Source organism: Stenotrophomonas sp. 220_Sma (assembly GCF_056487375.1).
Window position 1 is genome coordinate 208,338 of the sequence record NZ_CM151348.1, and the last position, 20,059, is coordinate 228,396.

19 protein-coding genes are annotated in these 20,059 nt (G+C 66.0%); 13 read left to right on the top strand and 6 right to left on the bottom strand.

What is annotated here, in order from left to right; all coding sequences use genetic code 11:
• Nucleotides 1-6: 6 nt before the first annotated feature.
• Together ACZLIB_RS00920 and ACZLIB_RS00925 are read right to left on the bottom strand one after the other, a co-directional pair.
• Nucleotides 7-1,617, bottom strand: coding sequence for a carboxyl transferase domain-containing protein (locus tag ACZLIB_RS00920; protein WP_423173927.1), 1,611 nt, complete (start codon nt 1,615-1,617; stop codon nt 7-9).
• 10 nt (nt 1,618-1,627) lie between these two features.
• The gene (locus ACZLIB_RS00925; protein ID WP_478468941.1) at nt 1,628-2,791 is read right to left on the bottom strand and encodes an isovaleryl-CoA dehydrogenase; all 1,164 of its coding nucleotides are present in this window, start codon (nt 2,789-2,791) and stop codon (nt 1,628-1,630) included.
• 161 nt (nt 2,792-2,952) lie between these two features.
• Between ACZLIB_RS00925 and ACZLIB_RS00930 the strand changes: the two genes are divergently transcribed.
• The 3 genes from ACZLIB_RS00930 to ACZLIB_RS00940 all read left to right on the top strand — a co-directional run bounded on the left by ACZLIB_RS00930 (nt 2,953) and on the right by ACZLIB_RS00940 (nt 5,922).
• Entirely contained in the window at nt 2,953-3,567 is a 615-nt protein-coding gene (locus ACZLIB_RS00930) for a TetR/AcrR family transcriptional regulator (RefSeq protein ID WP_075675641.1), read from the top strand.
• A 221-nt stretch (nt 3,568-3,788) separates the two neighbouring features.
• Complete coding sequence (locus ACZLIB_RS00935; protein ID WP_005407662.1) at nt 3,789-4,307, top strand: c-type cytochrome; 519 nt, start codon at nt 3,789-3,791, stop codon at nt 4,305-4,307.
• Nucleotides 4,308-4,479: 172 nt separating this feature from the next.
• Nucleotides 4,480-5,922 (top strand): ExeM/NucH family extracellular endonuclease, encoded by a 1,443-nt coding sequence (locus ACZLIB_RS00940; protein ID WP_478468942.1) that lies wholly within the window; start codon nt 4,480-4,482, stop codon nt 5,920-5,922.
• Between the two features lie 59 nt (nt 5,923-5,981).
• Here ACZLIB_RS00940 and ACZLIB_RS00945 read toward each other — a convergent pair whose 3' ends face one another.
• Nucleotides 5,982-6,839, bottom strand: coding sequence for an EamA family transporter (locus tag ACZLIB_RS00945; protein ID WP_032128214.1), 858 nt, complete (start codon nt 6,837-6,839; stop codon nt 5,982-5,984).
• A 43-nt stretch (nt 6,840-6,882) separates the two neighbouring features.
• On the opposite strand from ACZLIB_RS00945, the gene ACZLIB_RS00950 reads away from it, so the two are divergent.
• A complete protein-coding gene (locus ACZLIB_RS00950; protein WP_478468943.1) occupies nt 6,883-7,554 on the top strand; it encodes an alpha/beta hydrolase in 672 nt (223 codons plus the stop codon).
• Nucleotides 7,551-8,651 carry a cell division protein ZapE gene (zapE, locus tag ACZLIB_RS00955; protein ID WP_094001642.1) on the top strand — a complete coding sequence of 367 codons (1,101 nt, stop codon included), beginning with the start codon at nt 7,551-7,553 and terminating at the stop codon, nt 8,649-8,651. The genes ACZLIB_RS00950 and zapE overlap by 4 nt, the downstream gene beginning before the upstream one ends.
• 75 nt (nt 8,652-8,726) lie before the next feature.
• Here the strand turns inward: zapE and ACZLIB_RS00960 are convergent, their stop codons facing one another.
• Nucleotides 8,727-9,563, bottom strand: a complete 837-nt coding sequence (locus tag ACZLIB_RS00960) for a DUF2884 family protein (RefSeq protein ID WP_329914686.1) — start codon at nt 9,561-9,563, stop codon at nt 8,727-8,729.
• 530 nt (nt 9,564-10,093) lie between these two features.
• On the opposite strand from ACZLIB_RS00960, the gene ACZLIB_RS00965 reads away from it, so the two are divergent.
• The 3 genes from ACZLIB_RS00965 (at nt 10,094) to ACZLIB_RS00975 (ending at nt 14,070) form a co-directional block, all read left to right on the top strand.
• A complete protein-coding gene (locus ACZLIB_RS00965) occupies nt 10,094-12,496 on the top strand; it encodes a ribonucleoside-diphosphate reductase subunit alpha (protein WP_032128210.1) in 2,403 nt (800 codons plus the stop codon).
• Between the two features lie 183 nt (nt 12,497-12,679).
• Entirely contained in the window at nt 12,680-12,928 is a 249-nt protein-coding gene (locus ACZLIB_RS00970; RefSeq protein WP_108751840.1) for a DUF2188 domain-containing protein, read from the top strand.
• A gap of 122 nt (nt 12,929-13,050) precedes the next feature.
• Nucleotides 13,051-14,070, top strand: a complete 1,020-nt coding sequence (locus ACZLIB_RS00975) for a ribonucleotide-diphosphate reductase subunit beta (RefSeq protein ID WP_004153683.1) — start codon at nt 13,051-13,053, stop codon at nt 14,068-14,070.
• 190 nt (nt 14,071-14,260) lie between these two features.
• Here ACZLIB_RS00975 and ACZLIB_RS00980 read toward each other — a convergent pair whose 3' ends face one another.
• Nucleotides 14,261-14,896, bottom strand: coding sequence for a LysE family translocator (locus ACZLIB_RS00980; RefSeq protein WP_032128209.1), 636 nt, complete (start codon nt 14,894-14,896; stop codon nt 14,261-14,263).
• Between the two features lie 152 nt (nt 14,897-15,048).
• On the opposite strand from ACZLIB_RS00980, the gene ACZLIB_RS00985 reads away from it, so the two are divergent.
• From ACZLIB_RS00985 to ACZLIB_RS01005, 5 genes are all read left to right on the top strand, one after another.
• Nucleotides 15,049-15,450, top strand: coding sequence for an acyl-CoA thioesterase (locus ACZLIB_RS00985; protein WP_004153688.1), 402 nt, complete (start codon nt 15,049-15,051; stop codon nt 15,448-15,450).
• A gap of 55 nt (nt 15,451-15,505) precedes the next feature.
• Nucleotides 15,506-16,312, top strand: coding sequence for an NAD-dependent protein deacetylase (locus tag ACZLIB_RS00990; protein WP_478468945.1), 807 nt, complete (start codon nt 15,506-15,508; stop codon nt 16,310-16,312).
• A gap of 113 nt (nt 16,313-16,425) precedes the next feature.
• Complete coding sequence (locus ACZLIB_RS00995; protein WP_032128207.1) at nt 16,426-17,526, top strand: NADH:flavin oxidoreductase/NADH oxidase; 1,101 nt, start codon at nt 16,426-16,428, stop codon at nt 17,524-17,526.
• Between the two features lie 193 nt (nt 17,527-17,719).
• Nucleotides 17,720-18,220, top strand: coding sequence for a hypothetical protein (locus ACZLIB_RS01000; RefSeq protein ID WP_049399770.1), 501 nt, complete (start codon nt 17,720-17,722; stop codon nt 18,218-18,220).
• 100 nt (nt 18,221-18,320) lie between these two features.
• Nucleotides 18,321-19,076: a hypothetical protein gene (locus ACZLIB_RS01005; protein ID WP_478468947.1), complete on the top strand. Its 756-nt coding sequence runs from the start codon at nt 18,321-18,323 to the stop codon at nt 19,074-19,076.
• A 58-nt stretch (nt 19,077-19,134) separates the two neighbouring features.
• On the opposite strand, the gene ACZLIB_RS01010 is transcribed toward ACZLIB_RS01005, so the two are convergent.
• Nucleotides 19,135-20,046, bottom strand: a complete 912-nt coding sequence (locus tag ACZLIB_RS01010) for a LysR family transcriptional regulator (protein WP_049399772.1) — start codon at nt 20,044-20,046, stop codon at nt 19,135-19,137.
• Nucleotides 20,047-20,059: the final 13 nt, after the last annotated feature.

Here is a 20,059-nt window from a genome sequence, read left to right on the forward strand (position 1 = left end):
CACGGGTTACATGCGGAACACGCCGAAGCGCGTCTGCTGCGGGGCGGCGTTGAGGCTGGCCGACAGCGCCAGGGCCAGCACCCGGCGGGTGTCGGCCGGATCGATCACGCCGTCATCCCACAGGCGCGCGCTGGCGTAGTACGGATGGCCCTGCTGCTCGAACTGGTCGCGGATAGGTGCCTTGAATGCATCTTCCTCCACTGCCGGCCACTGGCCGCCCTTGGCTTCGATGCCATCGCGCTTGACCGTGGCCAGCACGCTGGCGGCCTGTTCGCCGCCCATCACGCCGATGCGCGCGTTCGGCCACATCCACAGGAAGTTCGGCGAGTACGCGCGGCCGCACATGCCGTAGTTGCCGGCACCGAACGAACCACCGATCACCACGGTGAACTTGGGCACCTTGGCGCAGGCCACGGCCATCACCAGCTTGGCGCCGTCCTTGGCGATGCCGCCCTGTTCGTACTTGCGGCCGACCATGAAGCCGGTAATGTTCTGCAGGAACACCAGCGGGATGTTGCGCTGGGTGCACAGCTCGATGAAGTGTGCGCCCTTCAGTGCCGACTCGGAGAACAGGATGCCGTTGTTGGCGATGATGCCGATCGGGTAGCCGTTCAGATGCGCAAAGCCGGTCACCAGCGTTGCGCCGTAGCGCGGCTTGAACTCATCGAAGCGCGAGCCATCGACCAGGCGCGCGATGACCTCGCGCACGTCGTAGGGCTTGCGCGTGTCGGCCGGGATCACCCCGTACAGTTCGTGTGCCGGCAGCAGTGGTTCTTCGCTGGCCTGCACCGCCATCGCCGGTTCCGGCTTGCGCCAGTTCAACTGCGCGATGATCGCGCGCACCCGCGCCAGCGCCTGCAGGTCGTTGTCGGCCATGTGGTCGGCAACGCCGGAAATGCGCGTGTGCACGTCGGCACCGCCCAGTTCCTCGGCCGTCACCACTTCACCGGTGGCGGCCTTCACCAGCGGCGGGCCGCCGAGGAAGATGGTGCCCTGTTCGCGCACGATCACCGTCTCATCGCTCATCGCCGGCACATAGGCGCCGCCGGCGGTGCAGCTACCCATCACGCAGGCAATCTGCGGGATGCCCTGCGCGGACAGGTTGGCCTGGTTGTAGAAGATGCGGCCGAAATGATCGCGGTCGGGGAACACCTCGTCCTGCAGCGGCAGGAAGGCGCCACCGGAATCGACCAGGTAGATGCAGGGCAGGTGGTTCTGCTCGGCGATCTCCTGCGCGCGCAGGTGCTTCTTCACCGTCATCGGGTAGTAGGTGCCGCCCTTCACCGTGGCGTCGTTGGCCACGATCACGCATTCCACGCCGCTGACGCGGCCGATGCCGGCCACCACGCCCGCGGCGGGCACGGCGTCTTCGTACATGCCGTGCGCGGCCAGCGGCGCGATTTCCAGGAAGGCGCTGCCGGGGTCGAGCAGGGCGTCGATGCGGTCGCGCACCAGCAGCTTGCCGCGAGCGGTGTGCTTGGCGCGCGCCGCCTCGCTGCCACCCAGTGCGGTGCGGGCGAGGGTGGCGTGCAGGTCGTCGACCACGGCCTGCATGGCGGCGCGGTTGCTTTCAAACGTTTCGCTGCCCGGTTGCAGCTGGCTGTTCAGGACGGTCATCGCGTTGGCCTTACAGGGTGCGCTGGAACAGTTCGCGGCCGATCAGCATGCGGCGGATCTCCGACGTGCCGGCGCCGATTTCATACAGCTTGGCGTCGCGCCACAAGCGGCCGGTCGGGTATTCGTTGATGTAGCCGTTGCCACCGAGGATCTGGATCGCCTGGCCGGTCAGCCAGGTGGCCTTCTCGGCGGCGTACAGAATGGCACCGGCGGCATCCTGGCGGGTGGTTCGGCCCTGGTCGCAGGCGCGCGCGACGGCATAGACGTAGGCACGGCACGCGCCCAGGCCCACGTACATGTCGGCAATCTTGGCCTGGATCAGCTGGAAGCTGCCGATCGGTTCGCCGAACTGGTGGCGCTCATGCACGTACGGCATCACCACGTCCATGGCCGCGGCCATCAGGCCCAGCGGGCCACCAGAAAGGACCACGCGCTCGTAATCCAGGCCGGACATCAACACGCGCACGCCACCACCGACCTGGCCCAACACGTTTTCTTCGGGAATCTCGCATTCCTGGAACACCAGCTCGCAGGTGGGCGAGGAGCGCATGCCCAGCTTGTCCAGCTTCTGCGCGGTGGAGAAGCCCTTCATGCCCTTCTCGACCAGGAACGCGGTGATGCCCTTGGCGCCGGCCTCCATGTCGGTCTTGGCATAGACCACCAGCACGTCGGCGTCAGGGCCGTTGGTGATCCACATCTTGTTGCCGTTGAGCACGTAGCGGTCACCGCGCTTGTCGGCGCGCAGCTTCATCGACACCACGTCCGAACCGGCACCCGGCTCGCTCATCGCCAGCGCGCCGACCAGGCTGCCGTTGCACAGGCCGGGCAGGAAGCGCTGCTTCTGTTCTTCGTTGCCGTTCTTGCGCAGCTGGTTCACGCACAGGTTGGAGTGCGCGCCATAGGACAGGCCGATGCCGCCGGAGGCACGCGAGATTTCTTCCATCGCCACCACATGGGCCAGGTAACCCATGCCGGTGCCGCCGTATTCTTCTTCCACGGTGAGGCCGAGCAGGCCCTGTTCGCCCAGCTTCGGCCACAGGGCCAGCGGGAACTGGTTGCTGGCATCGGCCTCGGCGGCCAGCGGTGCGACCTCGGCGGCGGCAAAATGGGCCACGCTCTGGCGCAGCAGGTCGATGTCTTCGCCAAGGTCGAAGTTCAGGGATGGCACGTGCATTGTGGTGGCTCCACGGCGGGATGGCAGGAAATGGACGCACCCGGCGGGGGAGCGGGCGGCGGTCTGCAGGACCGCTGCCCGCACGGGCGATTGGACCCCAGCGTAGCGGGGTTCGGGTAAGAAGTGAATACAAATTCAAAAATTGAAACTAGAATCAAAACATGGCCTACAAACGCTCTGCACTGATGGAAGAACGCCTGGCCGGGGCCCGTGAACGGATCCTGCTGGCCACCCGTGAGCTGGTCGCCACCGGGGGCTGGCGCAATGCCCCGGTGACCGCCGTGGCGACCCAGGCGGGGGTGTCCACCGGCCTGATCTACCGGCACTTCCCGTCCAAGGCCGAGCTGTTCGTGGAGGTTCTCAACGCCGCGGTGGCCCACGAGGTCGCGATCATGGAGCGCATCGCCAGCGGCCCGGAGGTGGCCAGCGAGCGCCTGCGGTTGGCGATCACCGCCTTCGTCCGCCGCGCCCTGGCCGGGCCGGGGCTGGCGCATGCCTTCATCGTCGAACCGGTCGACCCGGACGTGGAAGCCGAGCGCATGCGCGGTCGTCGCGCCTTCGGCGACGTGTTCCTGCGGCTGGTGGAGGAGGGTGTAGCGGCCGGCGAGCTGCCGGTGCAGGACGCGCATGTGGCCGCCGCCTGCCTGGTCGGTGCCTTCACCGAGGCGATGGTTGGCCCGACCGCGCCCAGCCGCGAAGCGCACCGCGACGAAGACGCGCTGGTGGATGCGATCTGCAGCTTCTGCCTGCGCGCGATCGGCGCTCGGGTTTTGTAGAGTCGAGCCATGCTCGACTGCTTTTGCCGGCCGCTGGCCGGCTTCTGCACGATGTCTCCGGAGAGATGGAGATGCCGGCCAGCGGCCGGCACTACCGGGGTCGAATGCTGCGCCGCACCAGCAGTGACGCCTGTTGTCGCACGCAAAGCGCGTTCTATACTCGGTCCATCACGCAGTCGCTCAGCCGTGGTCCAACGACTATCAGCCAGGGGTAACGAAGAGTGCGGAATTACGATCTGGAGTTCCTGAAACGCTTCTCCATGGTGATCGCGCTGCTGGCGACCATCACCCTCGGCCTCATCCTCCTTGCCGCTTACATCCACACCCGGATTCCGCCCGAGGTGTCGCCGACCGCGGCCAAGCGCACCGAACAGCGCATCTCGCCCACCGGCGCGGTCTATGCCGGCAGCACCGGCGCCGCCGCGCAGGCTGCGGCCAAGGCCGCCGCGCTGGCCAAGGCCGCCTCGCAGGTGGCCTACGGCGGCACCAAGGACGGCAAGGTCATCTTCGACAACCTGTGCACCGCCTGCCACACCACCGGCGTGGGCATGGCGCCGACGCTGGACCATTCGCACTGGGACAAGCGCATCGCACAGGGCAAGGACACTCTCTACAAGCACGCCATCGAGGGCTATACCGGTCCGGATGGCGGCATCATGCCGCCCAAGGGCGGCAACCCGGCGCTGACCGAGGAACAGATCCACGCCACCGTGGACTGGATGCTGGGCAACCTGAAGTAACCGGTAGTGCCGGCCGCTGGCCGGCAACCACGCATGGCTTGAAGGTCATGAGGTTGCCGGCCAGCGGCCGGCACTCCCCAGGCTTTGCCCACCAAGGTCAAAACCCTGCCCGCAGGCGGGGTTTCGCATTTCAGGGTTAGTCTGTGCGCCTCTTCCATGGAGTCGCCCGTCGATGCGCCGCCGTTCCCTCGCCCTTGCCCTGTCCCTGCTGCTGCCGGCCGGCGCCTTTGCCCAGGCCCAGCCGCAGGCCGCACCGGTCGCGTCGCCGTCCGCCGCGCGCAGCAGCGCCACCGTGGTGCTGACCACCGCGCCGGCCGACTGGCGTGCGCTGGATGGCCAGCGCGTGCGCATCGCCGCACCGCTCACACTGGCCGGCACCGATGGCCTGGAGCGCTTTGGGCAGCTCACCGTGGCCTTCGATGGCCGCCTCTGGCAGCCGACCGAAGTGGCCGCGCCGGGTACTGCCGGCTATGAGCAGGTGATGGCCGACAACCAGCGCCGCCGCCTGCTGCTGGACGACGGCAGCGAAGCCCGCGACCCGGCCAGCGTGGCCTACCTGCCAGCCAACCCGGTGCTGCGCACCGGCATGCAGCTGCGCAATGTGGAAGGTGTCGTGCACGTGGATGCACAGGGCCGTCCGCGCCTGCAGGTCGAGGGTGCACTCACGTTGCCCGAGCTGAAGCGTCCGGCGGTGCCGACGGTGCCGGGCAGCCTGCATATCGCTGCATTCAACCTGGAGAACTTCTTCAATGGCGATGGCCAGGGCGGTGGCTTCCCGACCCTGCGCGGCGCGCGCACGCTGGAAGAGCACAAGGCGCAGGTCGGCAAGCTGGTGGCCACGGTCAACGCGCTCGGTGCCGACATCGCCGCGTTGATGGAGCTGGAAAACGATGGCTATGGCCCGCAGTCGGCCATCGCCGAACTGGTCAGCGCCCTCAACGCCGGTCTTGCCGCCGACAAGCAGTGGGCCTTCGTCGATGCCGGCGAGGGGCCGGGCAGCAACCCGATCCGGGTTGGCATCATCTATCGCAGGAGCGCGTTCAAGCCGCTGGGCAAGCCGTTGACCAGAACCGACGGTCCTTTCGCCGAACACAGCCGCGCACCGCTGGCGCAGGCCTTCCAGGGCAAGGGCGCACCGTTCATGGTGGTCGCCAACCATTTCAAGTCCAAGGGCTGCCGTGATGCCAGCGGCGGCGATGCCGACCGCAACGATGGCCAGGGTTGCTGGAATGCCACCCGGGTGGAATCGGCAAAGCAGTTGAACCAGTGGGTGCAGGCCGAAGCTGGCCGCCTGAAGGTGAAGGACGTGGTGCTGCTGGGCGATTTCAACGCCTACGCGATGGAAGACCCGATCCGCACCCTGCATGACCTGGGCTGGCAGGACGCATTCAAGGTCGCCCAGGTCGAGCATCCTTACAGCTACGTCTACAACGGCTATACCGGCCGCCTCGACCATGCGCTGCTGAGCCAGGGCATGGCCCAGCGCCTGCGCGGTGCCGCCGAGTGGCACAGCAATGCCGACGAACAGGACGCCAGCGGCTACCAGGGCCGCAACGTGCAGGGCCCGTGGCGCAGTTCCGACCACGATCCGCTGCTGCTGGGCTTCGATAAATAACGCCCAGCGCCGGGTCGGATCCCATTCCAACGAAATGGGCTCTGACCCCGAGGCCGGGCTCAGCCCCAGGCGATCAATCCAATCGCCAGCACCGCCAGCGCCAGCCCGGCGCGGTTCCACTTCGTGGTGGCCTCGCCGAAGGCGAACACGCCCACCAGCGCGCCCAGCACCACCACGCCGATGTTCATGCCGGCGAACACGGTGGCCGGGCTCTCCGGCATGGACTGATGCGCGTGCACATAGAAAAGAATGTTGCCGCCGTTGAGCAGGCCCAGCAGCGCGCCCGCACCGAGGTTGCGCCAGGCCAACCGGCTGCGGCCACTGGCGTGCCGCCACAGCTGAAGTGCCAGCATCAGCACGAAGGCCACGCTGAAGCTGGCCAGCACCGCCGCCATCGACGGCGTGCCGGACAGCGCCACCTGCTTGAGCAGCACGTCGACCACCGCGAACCCGGCCCAGACGCCCAGCAGCCAGCCCCAGCCGCCGGGTGAGGACGCCACCGCCGGGCCGCGCGGGCGCAGGCTGATCGCCACCATCGCCAGCAGGCCCAGGCCGAGACCGGCGAGCTTCCACGGCGTCGCAGTCTGGCCGAAGAACAGGAAGGCGGCGGCCAAAGACAGCAGCAACGACAAGCGCTGCGCCACGTCGCTGCGGACGATGCCGGCCACCGCCACCGCGCGGCCCAGCACCAGGAAGATCGATGGCAGCACCACCGCCAGTGCCAGCAGCGACAGCCACGGGGCATGTGGCGCGCGCAGTGCGTCCAGCGGCGGCTGCAGCACCACGGCGGTGAGCGTTGCCGCCACCAGATAGTTCCAGGTGACCATCTGCGAAACATCCAGCTGGCGGCGTCCGGCCACCTTCAACAACACCGAAACCAGCACGCTGCAGATCACGGCCAAGGACAGGTAGAGCATGGGGCGGGCACAGGGCAGGGGCAGGGGACGGTATCATGGTGCCATGCACAAGCCTTCGTTCCCCGTCGCCCCCGGCGAAACCGCCTGCCTCGAACTGGCCGGCCCGGCCGGCCCGCTGGAGGTGGTCGTCGACCTGCCCAAGGCCGATGTGCCGGTGCAGCCGATCGTGGCCATCATCTGCCATCCGCTGTCCACCGAAGGCGGCACCCTGCACAACAAGGTGGTCACCATGACCGCCACCACCCTGCGCGAGCTGGGCATCGCCACGGTACGCTTCAACTTCCGCAGCGTCGGCGCGTCGGCCGGTGAGTTCGACCATGGCGTGGGCGAGCAGGATGACCTGAAAGCCGTCGCCGCCTGGGTGCGCAGCCAGCGGCCCGACGACCGCCTGTGGCTGGCCGGTTTCAGCTTCGGCGCGTTCGTGTCGCTGAAGGCTGCTGCCGCGCTGCAGCCGGAAGCGCTGATCTCGATCGCACCGCCGGCCGGCCGCTGGGATTTCGATGGCATCGCGCCGCCGGCCCGCTGGCTGGTGATCCAGGGCGAGCAGGACGAGATCGTCGACCCGCAGGCCGTCTACCAGTGGCTGGACACGCTGGACGTCCCGCATGAGCTGGTGCGCATGCCCGAGACCAGCCATTTCTTCCACCGCAAGCTGATCGACCTGCGCGGCGCGCTGACCCACGGCGTCAAGCACTGGCTGGGCGCAGCGGCATGAGTGCAACCGAGCTGACCCCGTCGCAGCGGTACGCGGAAGGGGTTGCCCGTGGCGACTGGCAGAACGACCCGGCCCAGCACGCAGCGCTGGCCGAACTGGACCGCATCCACCTGGGCCTGGTCGACAGCGCCGAAGACGGCTGGCTGGACCGCCTGTCCTCGTTCTGGAAGAAGCCCGAGCCGGTGAAGGGTCTGTACTTCTGGGGCGGCGTCGGCCGTGGCAAGACCTTCCTGGTCGACCTGTTCTACGACGGCCTGCCGATCAAACAGAAGTACCGCACGCATTTCCACCGCTTCATGCGCAGCGTCCACGAGCGCCTGCGCGAGCACCAGGGGCAGAGCGACCCGCTGGCGAAGATCGCCCAGGAATGGCGCAGCAACCTGCGGGTGCTGGTGCTGGACGAATTCTTCGTCACCGACATCGGCGATGCGATGCTGCTGGCACGGCTGCTGGAGCGCCTGTTCGCCGAAGGCGTGACCCTGGTCACCACCTCCAACACGGCGGTGGAGAACCTGTACCTCAACGGCCTGCAGCGCGAGAGCTTCCTGCCGGCCATCGGCCTGCTGCAGCGCTTCTGCGTGGAGCTGTACGCCGAGGGCACCGAGGATTACCGGATGCGTGCGCTGACCCGCTCGCCGGTGTACCGCGCACCGCTGGCCGCCGACAGTGATGAGTGGCTGGCCACGCGCTGGAACGAACTGAGTGGCGGCCAGCCGGCCAAGCCCGGCAACATCGAGATCGAGGGCCGCAAGATTGCGGTGCGTGGGCGCGGCAAGAGCATTGCCTGGTTCGATTTCGCCGCGTTGTGCGAAGGCCCGCGTGGCCCGTCGGATTACATCGAGATCGCGCACGAGTTCAACACCGTGCTGCTGGGCGGCATCCCCGCCTTCGACCGTTTGAACGAAGATGCCGCGCGCCGCTTCGTCAACCTGATCGACGAACTGTACGACCGCCACGTCAACCTGGTCTGCACCGCCAGCACCTCGCCGATCGAGCTGTACACCGGCCAGCGCCTGCAGGGCGCGTTCGAGCGCACCGCCTCGCGCCTGATCGAGATGCAGAGCGCCGAGTACCTGGGTACCCCGCACCGGGCGTGAGGGCGCCACCCAGGTAAATGCGTTGCCGGCCAGGGTTCCGGTAGTGCCGGCCGCTGGCCGGCATCCGCCGCGCGGTTACCGGGTCGGCGCCACGGCGTTCCCACGCGGCCGCTCATCCGGCCCGGCCGACACATGCAGGCCCGAGCCATCGCCGTGCTCTACCCGTACGCTCTCGCCGCGCTCCAGCAGCCGCAGTGGCTGGCCTTGGTAGCGCACTTCCAGCGCGTCGTGGGCGTCTGCCAGCGACTGCACCAGCGGGCACAGCGCCTGCGCGCGGGCCTCGATGCGCTCGGCGCGGCCTTCCAGCTGCTGTTCCATCTGCGCGTCCAGGCGGTCGGCGCGTTCCTCCATCGCATCGCTGCGACCGGTGAACACCTGCCACAGCACGCTGCGGGCGATGGACGCGGACAGCGACTCGGCCATGTCCTGCACCTTGGCCTCGAATCCCGGCCCGAACACTGCCTGTTCCCAGTAACCCTTGCCCAGCGTGCCGCCGATCCAGTCATCGGCCTGCCGGCGCAGGCGCCGGACCTTGCGGCTGTTGGCGGTGCCGGTGAGGCTCTCATAGACCCCGTCGAGCACGTCGAAGCTCAGCCCACTCACTTCATGGGCCAGCGCGGTGGCCGCCGGCATCAGCTGCCGCGCCCCGGCCTCCATCTGCCGCAGGCGGGCGGCGTCGGCCTCGCTGACCGGCACGATCGTGTCGTCCAGGCTCAGCACGCCATCGTGGAACACCACCTCGTGCGGCGCCTGCGGGCCATGCCGCAGCCAGATGCCGCCGCTGTCCACCAGCACGTCGTAGTCGGTATGGATGCCGCACTGGTCCGAACGCAGGTCCGGCCCTTCGGCGGCCAGCGCCGGGGCAATGAACAGGGCAGGCAGCAGGGCCAGCGCGGGCAACCGCAGGTGCATCGGAGCATCCTTTTCCGGGAGCGAGCGGCCAGCATCCGCTGCCAGCGCGCGGGCGTCACCGGCCGGAAGTCACCCGTCCACCGGATTCCCACCGGCTGCCCACCAGCTATCCACAGGGTTGTCCCTAGCCAGTTTCATCACTGTCATGTGAAGCTGTCATTGTTCCGTTTTCGCGGTGCGTTGTACCACCGCGATGACGCCTTTCGGGCTTGACTGCGCAGCCCGTTCCGGCAGGTCTGAAGCGTCTGATCCGGGCGCCGATGGCACGATCCTTGCGGCGCAAGGGATTGCCGAATTTCACTACATTTGGCGTTGACGGACCCCATTACCCCCACTATCTTGTGGCCGTCGGTCGCAGCAACCCCAATTCCAGGGGGTGCCCGGGGTACCCATCCGCGATCGTCAACGGCAGTGGCAGGCGCAGGGTCTCATCCCCTGCGACGCCGTCCTGCCATCCTGGGCTGTCATGTCCCGGGCTGCGTCACCCGATGCATCGAGCACCCACCAATCACGCCAAGAGGACACACGCCGTGACCACCGAATCCAGCGCCACCATCGAGAAGGAAAGCGAATTCCTGTTGACGTCGCCGCCGACGGCCAACGCGATGAGTGTGACCAAGCGCAATGGCACGACCGAACTGGTGGACCTGAACAAGATCGTGCGCGCGGTGCAGCGTTCCTCCGAAGGCCTGCACGCCGTCGATCCGATGCGCGTGGCCACCCGCACCATTTCCGGCCTGTACAACGGCGCCACCACCCGCGAGCTGGACGAACTGTCCATCCGCACCGCCGCCCTGCTGATCGGTGAAGAGCCCGAGTACGGCCGCCTGGCTGCGCGCCTGCTGGCCAACTACATCGCCAAGGAAGTCTCGGGCCAGGAAATCTATGCCTTCTCGCAGTCGGTCAGCCGTGGCCATGAAGTCGGCCTGATCAACGATCGCCTGCTGAACTTCGTGCAGACCAACGCGCGCAAGCTCAACGATGCCATCGACATCTCGCTGGACCTGAACTTCGATTACTTCGGCCTGCGTACCCTGTACGACCGTTACCTGCTGCGCCATCCGCACACCCGCAAGGTGATCGAGACCCCGCAGCAGTTCTTCCTGCGCATTGCCAGCGCGCTGAGCGAGGATGTGTCCGAGACCCTGGCGCTGTACAAGCGCATGGGCAACCTGGACTACCTGCCGTCCAGCCCGACCCTGTTCAATTCCGGCACCACCCACGAGCAGCTGTCCTCGTGCTTCCTGCTGGATTCGCCGCAGGACTCGCTGGAGTCGATCTATTCCAAGTACGGCGACATCGCCCAGCTGTCGAAGTTCTCCGGCGGCATCGGCGTCAGCTACACCCGCGTGCGTTCGCGTGGTTCGCTGATCAAGTCGACCAACGGCCACTCCAACGGCATCGTGCCGTGGCTGAAGACCATGGATTCGTCCGTGGCCGCGGTGAACCAGGGCGGCAAGCGCAAGGGCGCAGCCTGCGTCTACCTGGAAACCTGGCACGCCGACGTCGAGGACTTCCTCGAGCTGCGTGACAACACCGGTGACGAAGCCCGCCGTGCGCACAACCTGAACCTGGCCAACTGGGTGCCGGACCTGTTCATGAAGCGCGTCGAGGCCGACCAGGAATGGTCGCTGTTCGATCCGCGCGTCGTGCCGGAGTTCACCGACCTGTTCGGCGAAGCCTTCGAGCAGGCCTACCTGCAGGCCGAAGCCCAGGGCAAGGCCAACCGCACCATCTCCGCGCGCAAGCTGTACGCCCGCATGATGCGTACGCTGGCCGAGACCGGCAACGGCTGGATGACCTTCAAGGACAAGTGCAACCGCGCCAGCAACCAGACCCTGCGTCCGGGCAACGTGATCCACCTGTCGAACCTGTGCACCGAAATCCTGGAAGTCACCTCCAACGATGAAACCGCGGTGTGCAACCTGGGTTCGATCAACCTGGGCAACCACTTCGACGAGCACAACGAGTTCGACTTCGAGAAGCTGGCCGAGACCGTGCGCCTGGCCGTGCGCCAACTCGACCGCGTCATCGACCTGAACTTCTACCCGATCGAAACCGCCCGCCGCGCCAACCTGCGCTGGCGTCCGGTCGGCCTGGGCTGCATGGGCCTGCAGGACGTGTTCTTCCGCAAGCGCCTGCCGTTCGACAGCGCCGAAGCCCGCGCCCTGTCGAAGAAGATCGCCGAAGCGATCTACTTCCACGCGCTGGAAACCTCCTGCGAGCTGGCCCAGGAACGCGGCAAGCACCCGTCGTTCAACGACACCCGCGCCGCCGGTGGCGAACTGCAGTTCGACGCCTGGAACGTGGTGCCGGAAGACACCGCGCGCTGGGATGCCCTGCGTGCCCGCATCAAAGAGCATGGCCTGCGCAACTCGCTGATGATCGCGATTGCACCGACCGCCACCATCGCCTCGATCGCCGGCTGCTACGAGTGCGTCGAGCCGCAGGTGTCCAACCTGTTCAAGCGCGAGACCCTGTCCGGTGACTTCCTGCAGGTCAACCGCTACCTGGTGAATGAGCTGAAGAAGCTGGGCCTGTGGACCGCCGACATGCGCGATGCCATCAAGCTGGCCGAAGGCTCCATCGCCGGCGTGGCACAGATTCCGGAAACGCTGCGCGAGGTCTACCGCACCGCGTGGGAACTGCCGATGCGTTCGCTGATCGACATGGCCGCCGAGCGTGGTGCCTTCATCGACCAGTCGGCCTCGCTCAACCTGTTCATGGAAAGCCCGAACATCGGCGCGATGTCCTCCATGTACATGTACGCCTGGAAGCAGGGCATCAAGACCACCTACTACCTGCGTTCGCGCCCGGCCACCAAGATCGCCAAGACCACGGTGAGCAGCGCAGCCCCGGCCAAGGTGTTCAGCCCGGACGAAGCCATCGCCTGCTCGCTGGAAAACCCGGAAGCCTGCGAGGCCTGCCAGTAAGCAAAAAAGAAGGGCCCCGAGCTGTAACTCGGGGCCCTTCTGATGCTTCACAAAACGTCCATAACCACTTGGGCGGGACGTCTTTGATCGGCTACTTCGACTAAGAAGCGGGGTCACTATACCGCTATCTGTGGTCCGATCAAAGTTCGAAGCTCAGGTACTTCGTGTACAGGAGTAATCGTTATGAGCAAGAAGCAAGACCGAATGGTTTATCGTCGTGAAGACGGTCAGTGGGCGAACAAGCGCAATGATTCTGACCGTGCGTCCAGTTTGCACGGGACGCAGGCTCAGGCTGAAGAGAGCGCTCGTAGAATGCTGTTCAACCAGGGCGGCGGCGAGCTGACCACTAAAGGCCGTGATGGGTTGATCCGTAGCAAGGACACCATCGCGCCCGGACGTGATCCGTTCCCGCCTCGAGATACTGAACACTAAGCTGAACCTGAAGGTATTACTTTCAGTAGAAGTATGATGGGCACAAGGAAGTGCCCGATTCACAATCATTTGATTCAACTTGCAGTGTTGAGAAATCGCACTGCCGAACATGCGAGACACCCATGGCCGACAAGCCCAAGCAGATGCTGCTCGATCCCGGTTTTGAACTGACCCTGCGCCCGATGCGCTACCCGCAGTTCTATGACATGTACCGGAATGCGATCAAGAACACCTGGACGGTGGAAGAGATCAACTTCCAGATCGACATCACCGACCTGCACAGCAAGATGTCGCCGGGTGAGCGCCATCTGATCCACCGCCTGGTCGCGTTCTTCGCCACCGGCGACTCGATCGTGTCCAACAACCTGGTGCTGAACCTGTACCAGCACTTGAACGCGCCGGAAGCGCGCATGTACCTGTCGCGCCAGCTGTATGAAGAAGCGCTGCACGTGCAGTTCTACCTGACCCTGCTCGACAACTACCTGCCGGATCCGGAAGAGCGCGTCAAAGCCTTCGCCGCGGTGGAGAACATCGACTCGATCAAGAAGAAGGCCGATTTCTGCTTCAAGTGGATCGACTCGATCCAGGACCTGAAGCGCATCGAGACCCGTGCCGAGCGCCGCCAGTTCCTGCTCAACCAGATCTGCTTCGCCGCCTGCATCGAAGGCCTGTTCTTCTTCGCCGCCTTCGCCTACGTGTACTACTTCCGTTCGCGCGGCCTGCTGCCGGGCCTGGCCTCGGGCACCAACTGGGTGTTCCGCGACGAGAGCGCGCACATGGAGTTCGCGTTCGAGTCGGTGCGCGTGGTGCGTGAGGAAGAACCGGACCTGTTTGACGAAGAGATGAAGCAGCAGGTCTACGACATGCTGGCCGAAGCCATCGAATGCGAAGTGCAGTTCGCCGAGGACGTGCTGTCCGGTGGCGTGGCCGGCATCTCGACCCGTGACATGCGCCAGTACCTGCAGCACTGCGCCGACCAGCACTTCGCCAAGCTGGGCATGGAAAAGAAGTACAACGTGCGCAACCCGCTGCCGTTCATGGAACTGCAGGACGTGCAGGAGCTGACCAACTTCTTCGAACGCCGCGTCTCGGCCTACCAGGTCGGCGTGCAGGGCGAAGTCGCCTTCGACATGAACTTCTGATCGAACCGGTCAGATCTGTCGCAACGAAAAACCCCGGCCAACGCCGGGGTTTTTTGTTGGTAGCGCCGGGCCATGCCCGGCGGAGCCTGCCTGGTGCTACCGGGCCGTCATGCTGCACGCGGGCCTTTGTAGAGTCGAGCTTGCTCGACTGCCGTTCGCGCAAAGCGGTCGAGCAAGCTCGACTCTACAATCAGCGTCGCCCTTCCACCGCCATGCGTACCGCCAGCCCGGCCAGCACCGTGCCCATCAGCCAGCGCTGCACCACCTGCCAGGTCGGGCGCGCGGCCAGGAAACCGGCGATGCTGCCAGCGGTCAGCGCAATCATGCCGTTCACGGTCACACTCACCGCGATCTGGGTGGAGCCCAGCACGATCGACTGCATCAGCACACTGCCCTCGCCGTCCGGATGCAGGAACTGCGGCAGCAGCGACAGGTACATCACCGCCACTTTCGGGTTCAGCAGGTTGGTCAGGAAGCCCATCGTGAACAGCTTGCGCGGGCTGTCCTGCGGCAGTTCGCGCACCGCGAACGGCGAGCGGCCACCGGGCTTGAGCGCCTGCCAGGCCAGGTACAGCAGGTACAGCGCGCCGCCGATGCGCAGCGCGTCGTAGGCGAACGGCACGGTCATCAGCAGGGCGGTGATGCCCAGTGCCGCACACAGCATGTAGAACACGAAGCCCAGCGCCACCCCGCCCAGCGAGATCAGGCCTGCCATCGGCCCCTGGCAGATCGAGCGTGAGATCAGGTAGATCATGTTCGGCCCGGGCGTGAGCACCATGGCCAGTGAAACCAGCGCGAAGGCCAGCAGGTCGGAAGTGGCGGGCATGGGCGGTCCTGGCAGTGGGCGTGGCGCAGTGTAACGCCTGCCGCAGGCGCGGCCTGCGCAGGCACCGCTGCCGGGTGACCGTTGCACGTGCATTCCGATGGCCATCACGCCGGTCGCTTAGAATCCGCAGCACCCCACACCGAAGCCCCCCCATGACCCCCATCCCCGAGACCGTGCCGCCCACCGAAGTGCGCATGGCCGAAATCGTCTTTCCCAACCACACCAACCACCTTGGCACCCTGTTCGGTGGCCAGGCGCTGGCGTGGATGGACAAGGCTGCCTTCCTGGCCGCCGCCCGTTACTCGCGCCGCACCGTGGTGACCGCGCGCAGCGACCAGGTCGACTTCAAGCTGCCGATCCGCATCGGCCAGATGGTGGAAACCATCGGCCGCATCGTCGAAGTCGGCCGCAGCTCGATGAAGGTGGAGGTGGAACTGGTCGCCGAAGACCTGCACAGCGGCGAGCGCAAGCTGTGCACCCGCGGCCACTTCGTGATGATCGCGCTGGACGAGGAAGGCCACCCGATCGCGGTACCGCCGCTGCCGGCGGCCTGACCCGGCCAACGGACCGGCGCTTGCGGGGGCGCCACCGCGCCCCCATCTGGCAGCCATGACCCTGCCACTGACCGACTTCATCGACCGTGCCCAGCGCCTGTTCGTGCTGACCGGCGCCGGCTGCAGCACCGCCTCGGGCATTCCCGATTACCGGGATGCCGACGGCCAGTGGAAACGCACGCCGCCGGTGACCTACCAGGCCTTCATGGGCGAGGCGGCCACCCGCCAGCGCTACTGGGCGCGCAGCCTGCTCGGCTGGCCGCGCTTCGGCCTGGCTCGGCCCAACGGCACCCACCAGGCCTTGGCCGCGCTGGAACGCCGCGGCACGCTGCAGGTGCTGCTGACCCAGAACGTGGACGGCCTGCACCAGCGCGCCGGCAGCCACAACGTGATCGACCTGCATGGCCGCTTGGATCTGGTGCGCTGCATGGGTTGCGAGCGTCGCAGCGGCCGCGAGGATTTCCAGCAGCGCCTGCTGGACGCCAATCCCGGCTGGGACGGGCTGGAGGCAGGCATCGCGCCCGATGGTGATGCCGATCTGGAGACCGATTTCTCCGCGTTCGTGGTGCCCGAGTGCCCGTATTGCGGCGGCCTGTTGAAGCCGGATGTGGTGTTCTTCGGCGAAAACGTGCCGCGGGAGCGCGTGCAGGCGGTGCAGGAGCACCTGCAGCAGGCCGACGCCGTGCTGGTGGTGGGTTCATCGCTGATGGTCTATTCCGGCTTCCGCTTCGTGCAGGCGGCGGCCAGGGCAGGGCTGCCGGTGGCGGCGTTGAACCGTGGCCGCACCCGCGCCGACGACCTGCTGCAGTTCAAGGATGAACGGGACTGCGCCGAGGCGCTGGCCGCGTGGGCTTCGTCCTGAGCCGAGCACACGCTCGGCTGCACGCCCACCGCGAAACAGCGATCCATCCAGACGGTTGATTCGCAGGCCGTGCGGCGGTGCAATACGCACCCCCTACGTCGTTCATCACCGTCTTGAGCCAGCTGTTTTCGCCGATCTCGTTCGGCCCCCTGACCCTGTCCAACCGCATCGTCATCGCGCCGATGTGCCAGTACTCCGCCGAAGACGGCCGCGCCAGCGACTGGCATGCCATGCACCTGGGCAACCTGGCGCAGTCCGGTGCCGGCCTGCTGATCCTGGAAGCCACCGCGGTCGAACCGCGCGGCCGCATCAGCTGGGCCGACCTGGGCCTGTGGGATGACGGCACCGAGGCCGCACTGGCGCAGGTGCTGGCCAGCGTCCGCCGCTGGTCGCCGATGCCGCTGGGCGTCCAGCTGGGCCATGCCGGCCGCAAGGCCTCGGTGAGGCGTCCGTGGGACGGTGGTGGCCAGTTGCCGGCCGACGATGCGCGTGGCTGGGCCACCGTGGCGCCGTCGCCGCTGCCGTTCCATGCCGCCGATCCGGCACCGCAGGAACTGGACGAGGCCGGCATCGCCGAGGTCATCGCCGCCTTCGCCGCCAGTGCGGTGCGCGCCGAGCGCCTGGGCTTCGAGCTGATCGAATTGCATGCCGCGCACGGTTACCTGCTGCACCAGTTCCTGTCGCCGCTGAGCAACCGCCGCACCGATGGCTACGGCGGCTCGCTGCCGAACCGCCTGCGCCTGCTGGTGGAGGTGTTCGATGCGGTGCGTGCGGCAGTGTCCGACAAGGTCGCGGTGGGCGTGCGCATCTCCGCCAGCGACTGGGTCGATGGCGGCTGGGATCTGGTGCAGAGCGAAGCGCTGGCGCAGGTGATGGACGCGCGCGGCTGCAACTTCCTGCATGTCTCCAGCGGTGGCCTGGACGAGCGCCAGAAGATCACCGTCGGCCCGGGCTATCAGGTGCCGTTCGCGGCGGCGATCAAGGCCAAGGTGCGCATGCCGGTCATCGCCGTGGGCATGATCACCGAACCGGAGCAGGCCGAATCGATCCTGCGCCATCGCCACGCCGATGCGGTAGCCCTGGCGCGCGGCATCCTCTACGACCCGCGCTGGCCGTGGCATGCTGCCGCCGCATTGCGCGACAGCGTGGAACCGGCGCCGCAGTACCTGCGCTGCGAGCCGCGCGATGCGCGCGGCGTGTTCAAGACGCGCTGACGTAATCTGCGAGTGCACGGCGTCGTTCTCGATGGCCGGTGACCTGTGCGATTGCAGGTTGCGGCATGAAATGTCACGACGAACCAGAAATGGCCATGGATATCCGCTTATGTGAATGATCTCTCATTGCGATGTGTGTCGGCGTCGCATCGTTGAGCTGCACACATGAGTGTGCAGCCAATGGAGAAACGCGATGAATTCCACGATGCTCGTCGTTCTGATCTCGGCGATTTGTCTGTCCACATCCATGCCTGCCGCCGCAGGCGGTAGAGGGACCGATGCCTTCTCTGCAGAGAATGTCTCGCTCATGCATGCCCCTGTGAATTCGCTGGGGCGGCTTGATCTTCACCTGATCGAGCTCTCTCCCGAATCCCCACTGATGCTGCTTTCGCCGCTTGCGCGCAAGCAGTTCGTTGATTCGCTCGTGTTTGGAGATCGGGGACTGGCCAGCTTCAACTACGATCCCATTGTCGCTGAATTGAGCGCGAGTGAAGCTTACCGGCTGCTGGCTCTGTTCGGCGCGCAGCGCGCAATCACGTACATTCCGGGGTTGCAGCGCGCTTCGAAAGCGGATGACGTGGTCGTGCAATCTGTCAATCCGAACCCAGTTTTTGAAGACTATCCGGGCTATGCCTGTTCAGATCGCGCGACCTGTTCGAGCTCCATGAGCAGTATCTGTATGTCGAGTTGCTGACCGCATGATTGGTCGCATGTTGCTTTGGCTTTTGTTGCTGCCCACAAGTACCTGGGCAGCAACTTTAATAGATGCCCAACTGCGAGAGATGGATCGGGAGATGTTGGTCGCTGGCGCATCAGGCCGCATCGAGACGTTGGCGGATGCCTACTCGTCATGGGAGTCTTCCAGACCATCTGGGAACAGTTGCGGCAGTCTGAGCGATCTGGATCTTGAGGCCGCGTTCCGCGCCAGCTTCTACATCTCAAGGTACGTTGGAGATGAGGAATGGCTTGGCAAGGTCCGATGTATTCATGAGGAGTTGAGGCGGAGAGGTGCTGCTACAGAGACAATACATAGGAACATGCACTCGCTTCTTGTTCAGGTTCGACGGTTTGCCGAGGCCAATGAGCTGCGTGAAATGGAGGCGCTACGCGTAGATGAGCTTCCCGAGATAGAGCGGAATGCACCTGACAAGCAGGGAACACTCCACCATCTGGCGAGTGGACAGCTCGAGTGGCGACGTTGGGCGTACAAGGATGGACTGGAAGTGATCGCCTACGTCAGTCCGGCTTGCGCTCCTTCCCGTCGGGCCATGCACGTCATCTTGAGCGAGCCCGAATGGGAATGGATCCGGTCCCATATAAGATTTGTTGTTCGCCGGTCCCCTGCGTGGCCCCAGTTTGGTGTCAGCGAGTGGAACAAACGCAACCCATCTCATCCCATGTTGCTTCAAGCGGGGCCAGAAGGCTGGAAAGAGCTGGATGTGTATGAAACTCCAGTGTTTCATGTTTTCAGGAATGGGCTACGCCTGCGCACCCTGACAGGATGGGCAGACGCCAGTGATCACCTGATGAGCCTGAAAGAGAGCTTCTGAGCGAGAAGATGCTCCGCTCTTTTCAGAGCGCGCCCGAGAAGTGACTGGAACTCATCTTTTACACCCGCCAGGCCGGCGCCATGCCGGCCTGCAGGTGCTCGAACAGTGCGCGGATCTTGGCAGTGAAATCGCGGCGGTCGCTGACGCAGAAATAGACTTCCATCGGTTCGGGGCGCCATGCAGTGTCGGCGCCGAACACCGCCTGCAGGCGGCCATCGCGCAGGTACGGCTCGGCCACGAATGCGGCCAGCCGGGTGATGCCGGCACCGGCTGCGGCCAGCGTCGCCAGCGCATCGATGTCATCGCAGACCATGCTCGGCGGCAGTGCGGCGTCCACGCGCTGGCCATCCTTCAACAGGCCCCATCGCAGCGGCCGGCCATCGGTGGGGAAGCGGTGCAGCAGCCCGCGATGGCCGCTCAGCTCGGAGGGTTGCTGCGGGGTGCCGTGTGCCTTCAGGTAGGCCGGCGAGGCGCAGAACACGAACGGCACGCGCGCCAGCTGCCGTGCGACGACACCGTCCTCCAGCTGTGCACCGATGCGGATGCTGGCATCCACCGCTTCCGGGCCGTGTTGCACGGCGCGATCGGTCAGGCGCAGCTCCAGCTGCAGTTGCGGGTAGCGCTGCTGCAGCGACGGCAGCAAGGGGGCAAGCACATGGCGACCAAAGGCGCTGCTGCTGGCGATGCGCAGTGGCCCGGCCGGTTCGATGTCACCAGAGGTGACCATCGCCTGTGCACGCGCCAGGTCGGCTTCGATGTGGCGCACCTGCGCCAGGTACAGCGCGCCGGCCTCGCTGAGCGCCAGCTGCCGCGTACTTCGGTTCAGCAACCGTACGCCCAGATGCGCCTCCAGCCGGTTGATGTTCTGGCCGACTGCGGTGGCGCTGATGCCAAGGATGCGGGCCGCGGCGGCAATGCTGCCGGTCTCTGCGGTGCGGGTGAAGCTGCGGATCAGTTGCAACAGGTTCATGACCGACCAGCTT

What these genes read in the sequence shown, in the direction of transcription:
- zapE (WP_094001642.1), top strand. Translation starts at nt 7,551, where the DNA reads ATGAGTGCAACCGAGCTGACCCCGTCGCAGCGGTACGCGGAAGGGGTT.
- ACZLIB_RS00920 (WP_423173927.1), bottom strand. Translation starts at nt 1,617, where the DNA reads ATGACCGTCCTGAACAGCCAGCTGCAACCGGGCAGCGAAACGTTTGAA.
- ACZLIB_RS00950 (WP_478468943.1), top strand. Translation starts at nt 6,883, where the DNA reads ATGCACAAGCCTTCGTTCCCCGTCGCCCCCGGCGAAACCGCCTGCCTC.
- ACZLIB_RS00990 (WP_478468945.1), top strand. Translation starts at nt 15,506, where the DNA reads ATGACCCTGCCACTGACCGACTTCATCGACCGTGCCCAGCGCCTGTTC.
- ACZLIB_RS00980 (WP_032128209.1), bottom strand. Translation starts at nt 14,896, where the DNA reads ATGCCCGCCACTTCCGACCTGCTGGCCTTCGCGCTGGTTTCACTGGCC.
- ACZLIB_RS00945 (WP_032128214.1), bottom strand. Translation starts at nt 6,839, where the DNA reads ATGCTCTACCTGTCCTTGGCCGTGATCTGCAGCGTGCTGGTTTCGGTG.
- ACZLIB_RS00970 (WP_108751840.1), top strand. Translation starts at nt 12,680, where the DNA reads ATGAGCAAGAAGCAAGACCGAATGGTTTATCGTCGTGAAGACGGTCAG.
- ACZLIB_RS00985 (WP_004153688.1), top strand. Translation starts at nt 15,049, where the DNA reads ATGACCCCCATCCCCGAGACCGTGCCGCCCACCGAAGTGCGCATGGCC.
- ACZLIB_RS01005 (WP_478468947.1), top strand. Translation starts at nt 18,321, where the DNA reads ATGTTGGTCGCTGGCGCATCAGGCCGCATCGAGACGTTGGCGGATGCC.
- ACZLIB_RS00960 (WP_329914686.1), bottom strand. Translation starts at nt 9,563, where the DNA reads ATGCACCTGCGGTTGCCCGCGCTGGCCCTGCTGCCTGCCCTGTTCATT.
- ACZLIB_RS00940 (WP_478468942.1), top strand. Translation starts at nt 4,480, where the DNA reads ATGCGCCGCCGTTCCCTCGCCCTTGCCCTGTCCCTGCTGCTGCCGGCC.
- ACZLIB_RS00925 (WP_478468941.1), bottom strand. Translation starts at nt 2,791, where the DNA reads ATGCACGTGCCATCCCTGAACTTCGACCTTGGCGAAGACATCGACCTG.
- ACZLIB_RS01010 (WP_049399772.1), bottom strand. Translation starts at nt 20,046, where the DNA reads ATGAACCTGTTGCAACTGATCCGCAGCTTCACCCGCACCGCAGAGACC.
- ACZLIB_RS00930 (WP_075675641.1), top strand. Translation starts at nt 2,953, where the DNA reads ATGGCCTACAAACGCTCTGCACTGATGGAAGAACGCCTGGCCGGGGCC.
- ACZLIB_RS01000 (WP_049399770.1), top strand. Translation starts at nt 17,720, where the DNA reads ATGAATTCCACGATGCTCGTCGTTCTGATCTCGGCGATTTGTCTGTCC.
- ACZLIB_RS00975 (WP_004153683.1), top strand. Translation starts at nt 13,051, where the DNA reads ATGGCCGACAAGCCCAAGCAGATGCTGCTCGATCCCGGTTTTGAACTG.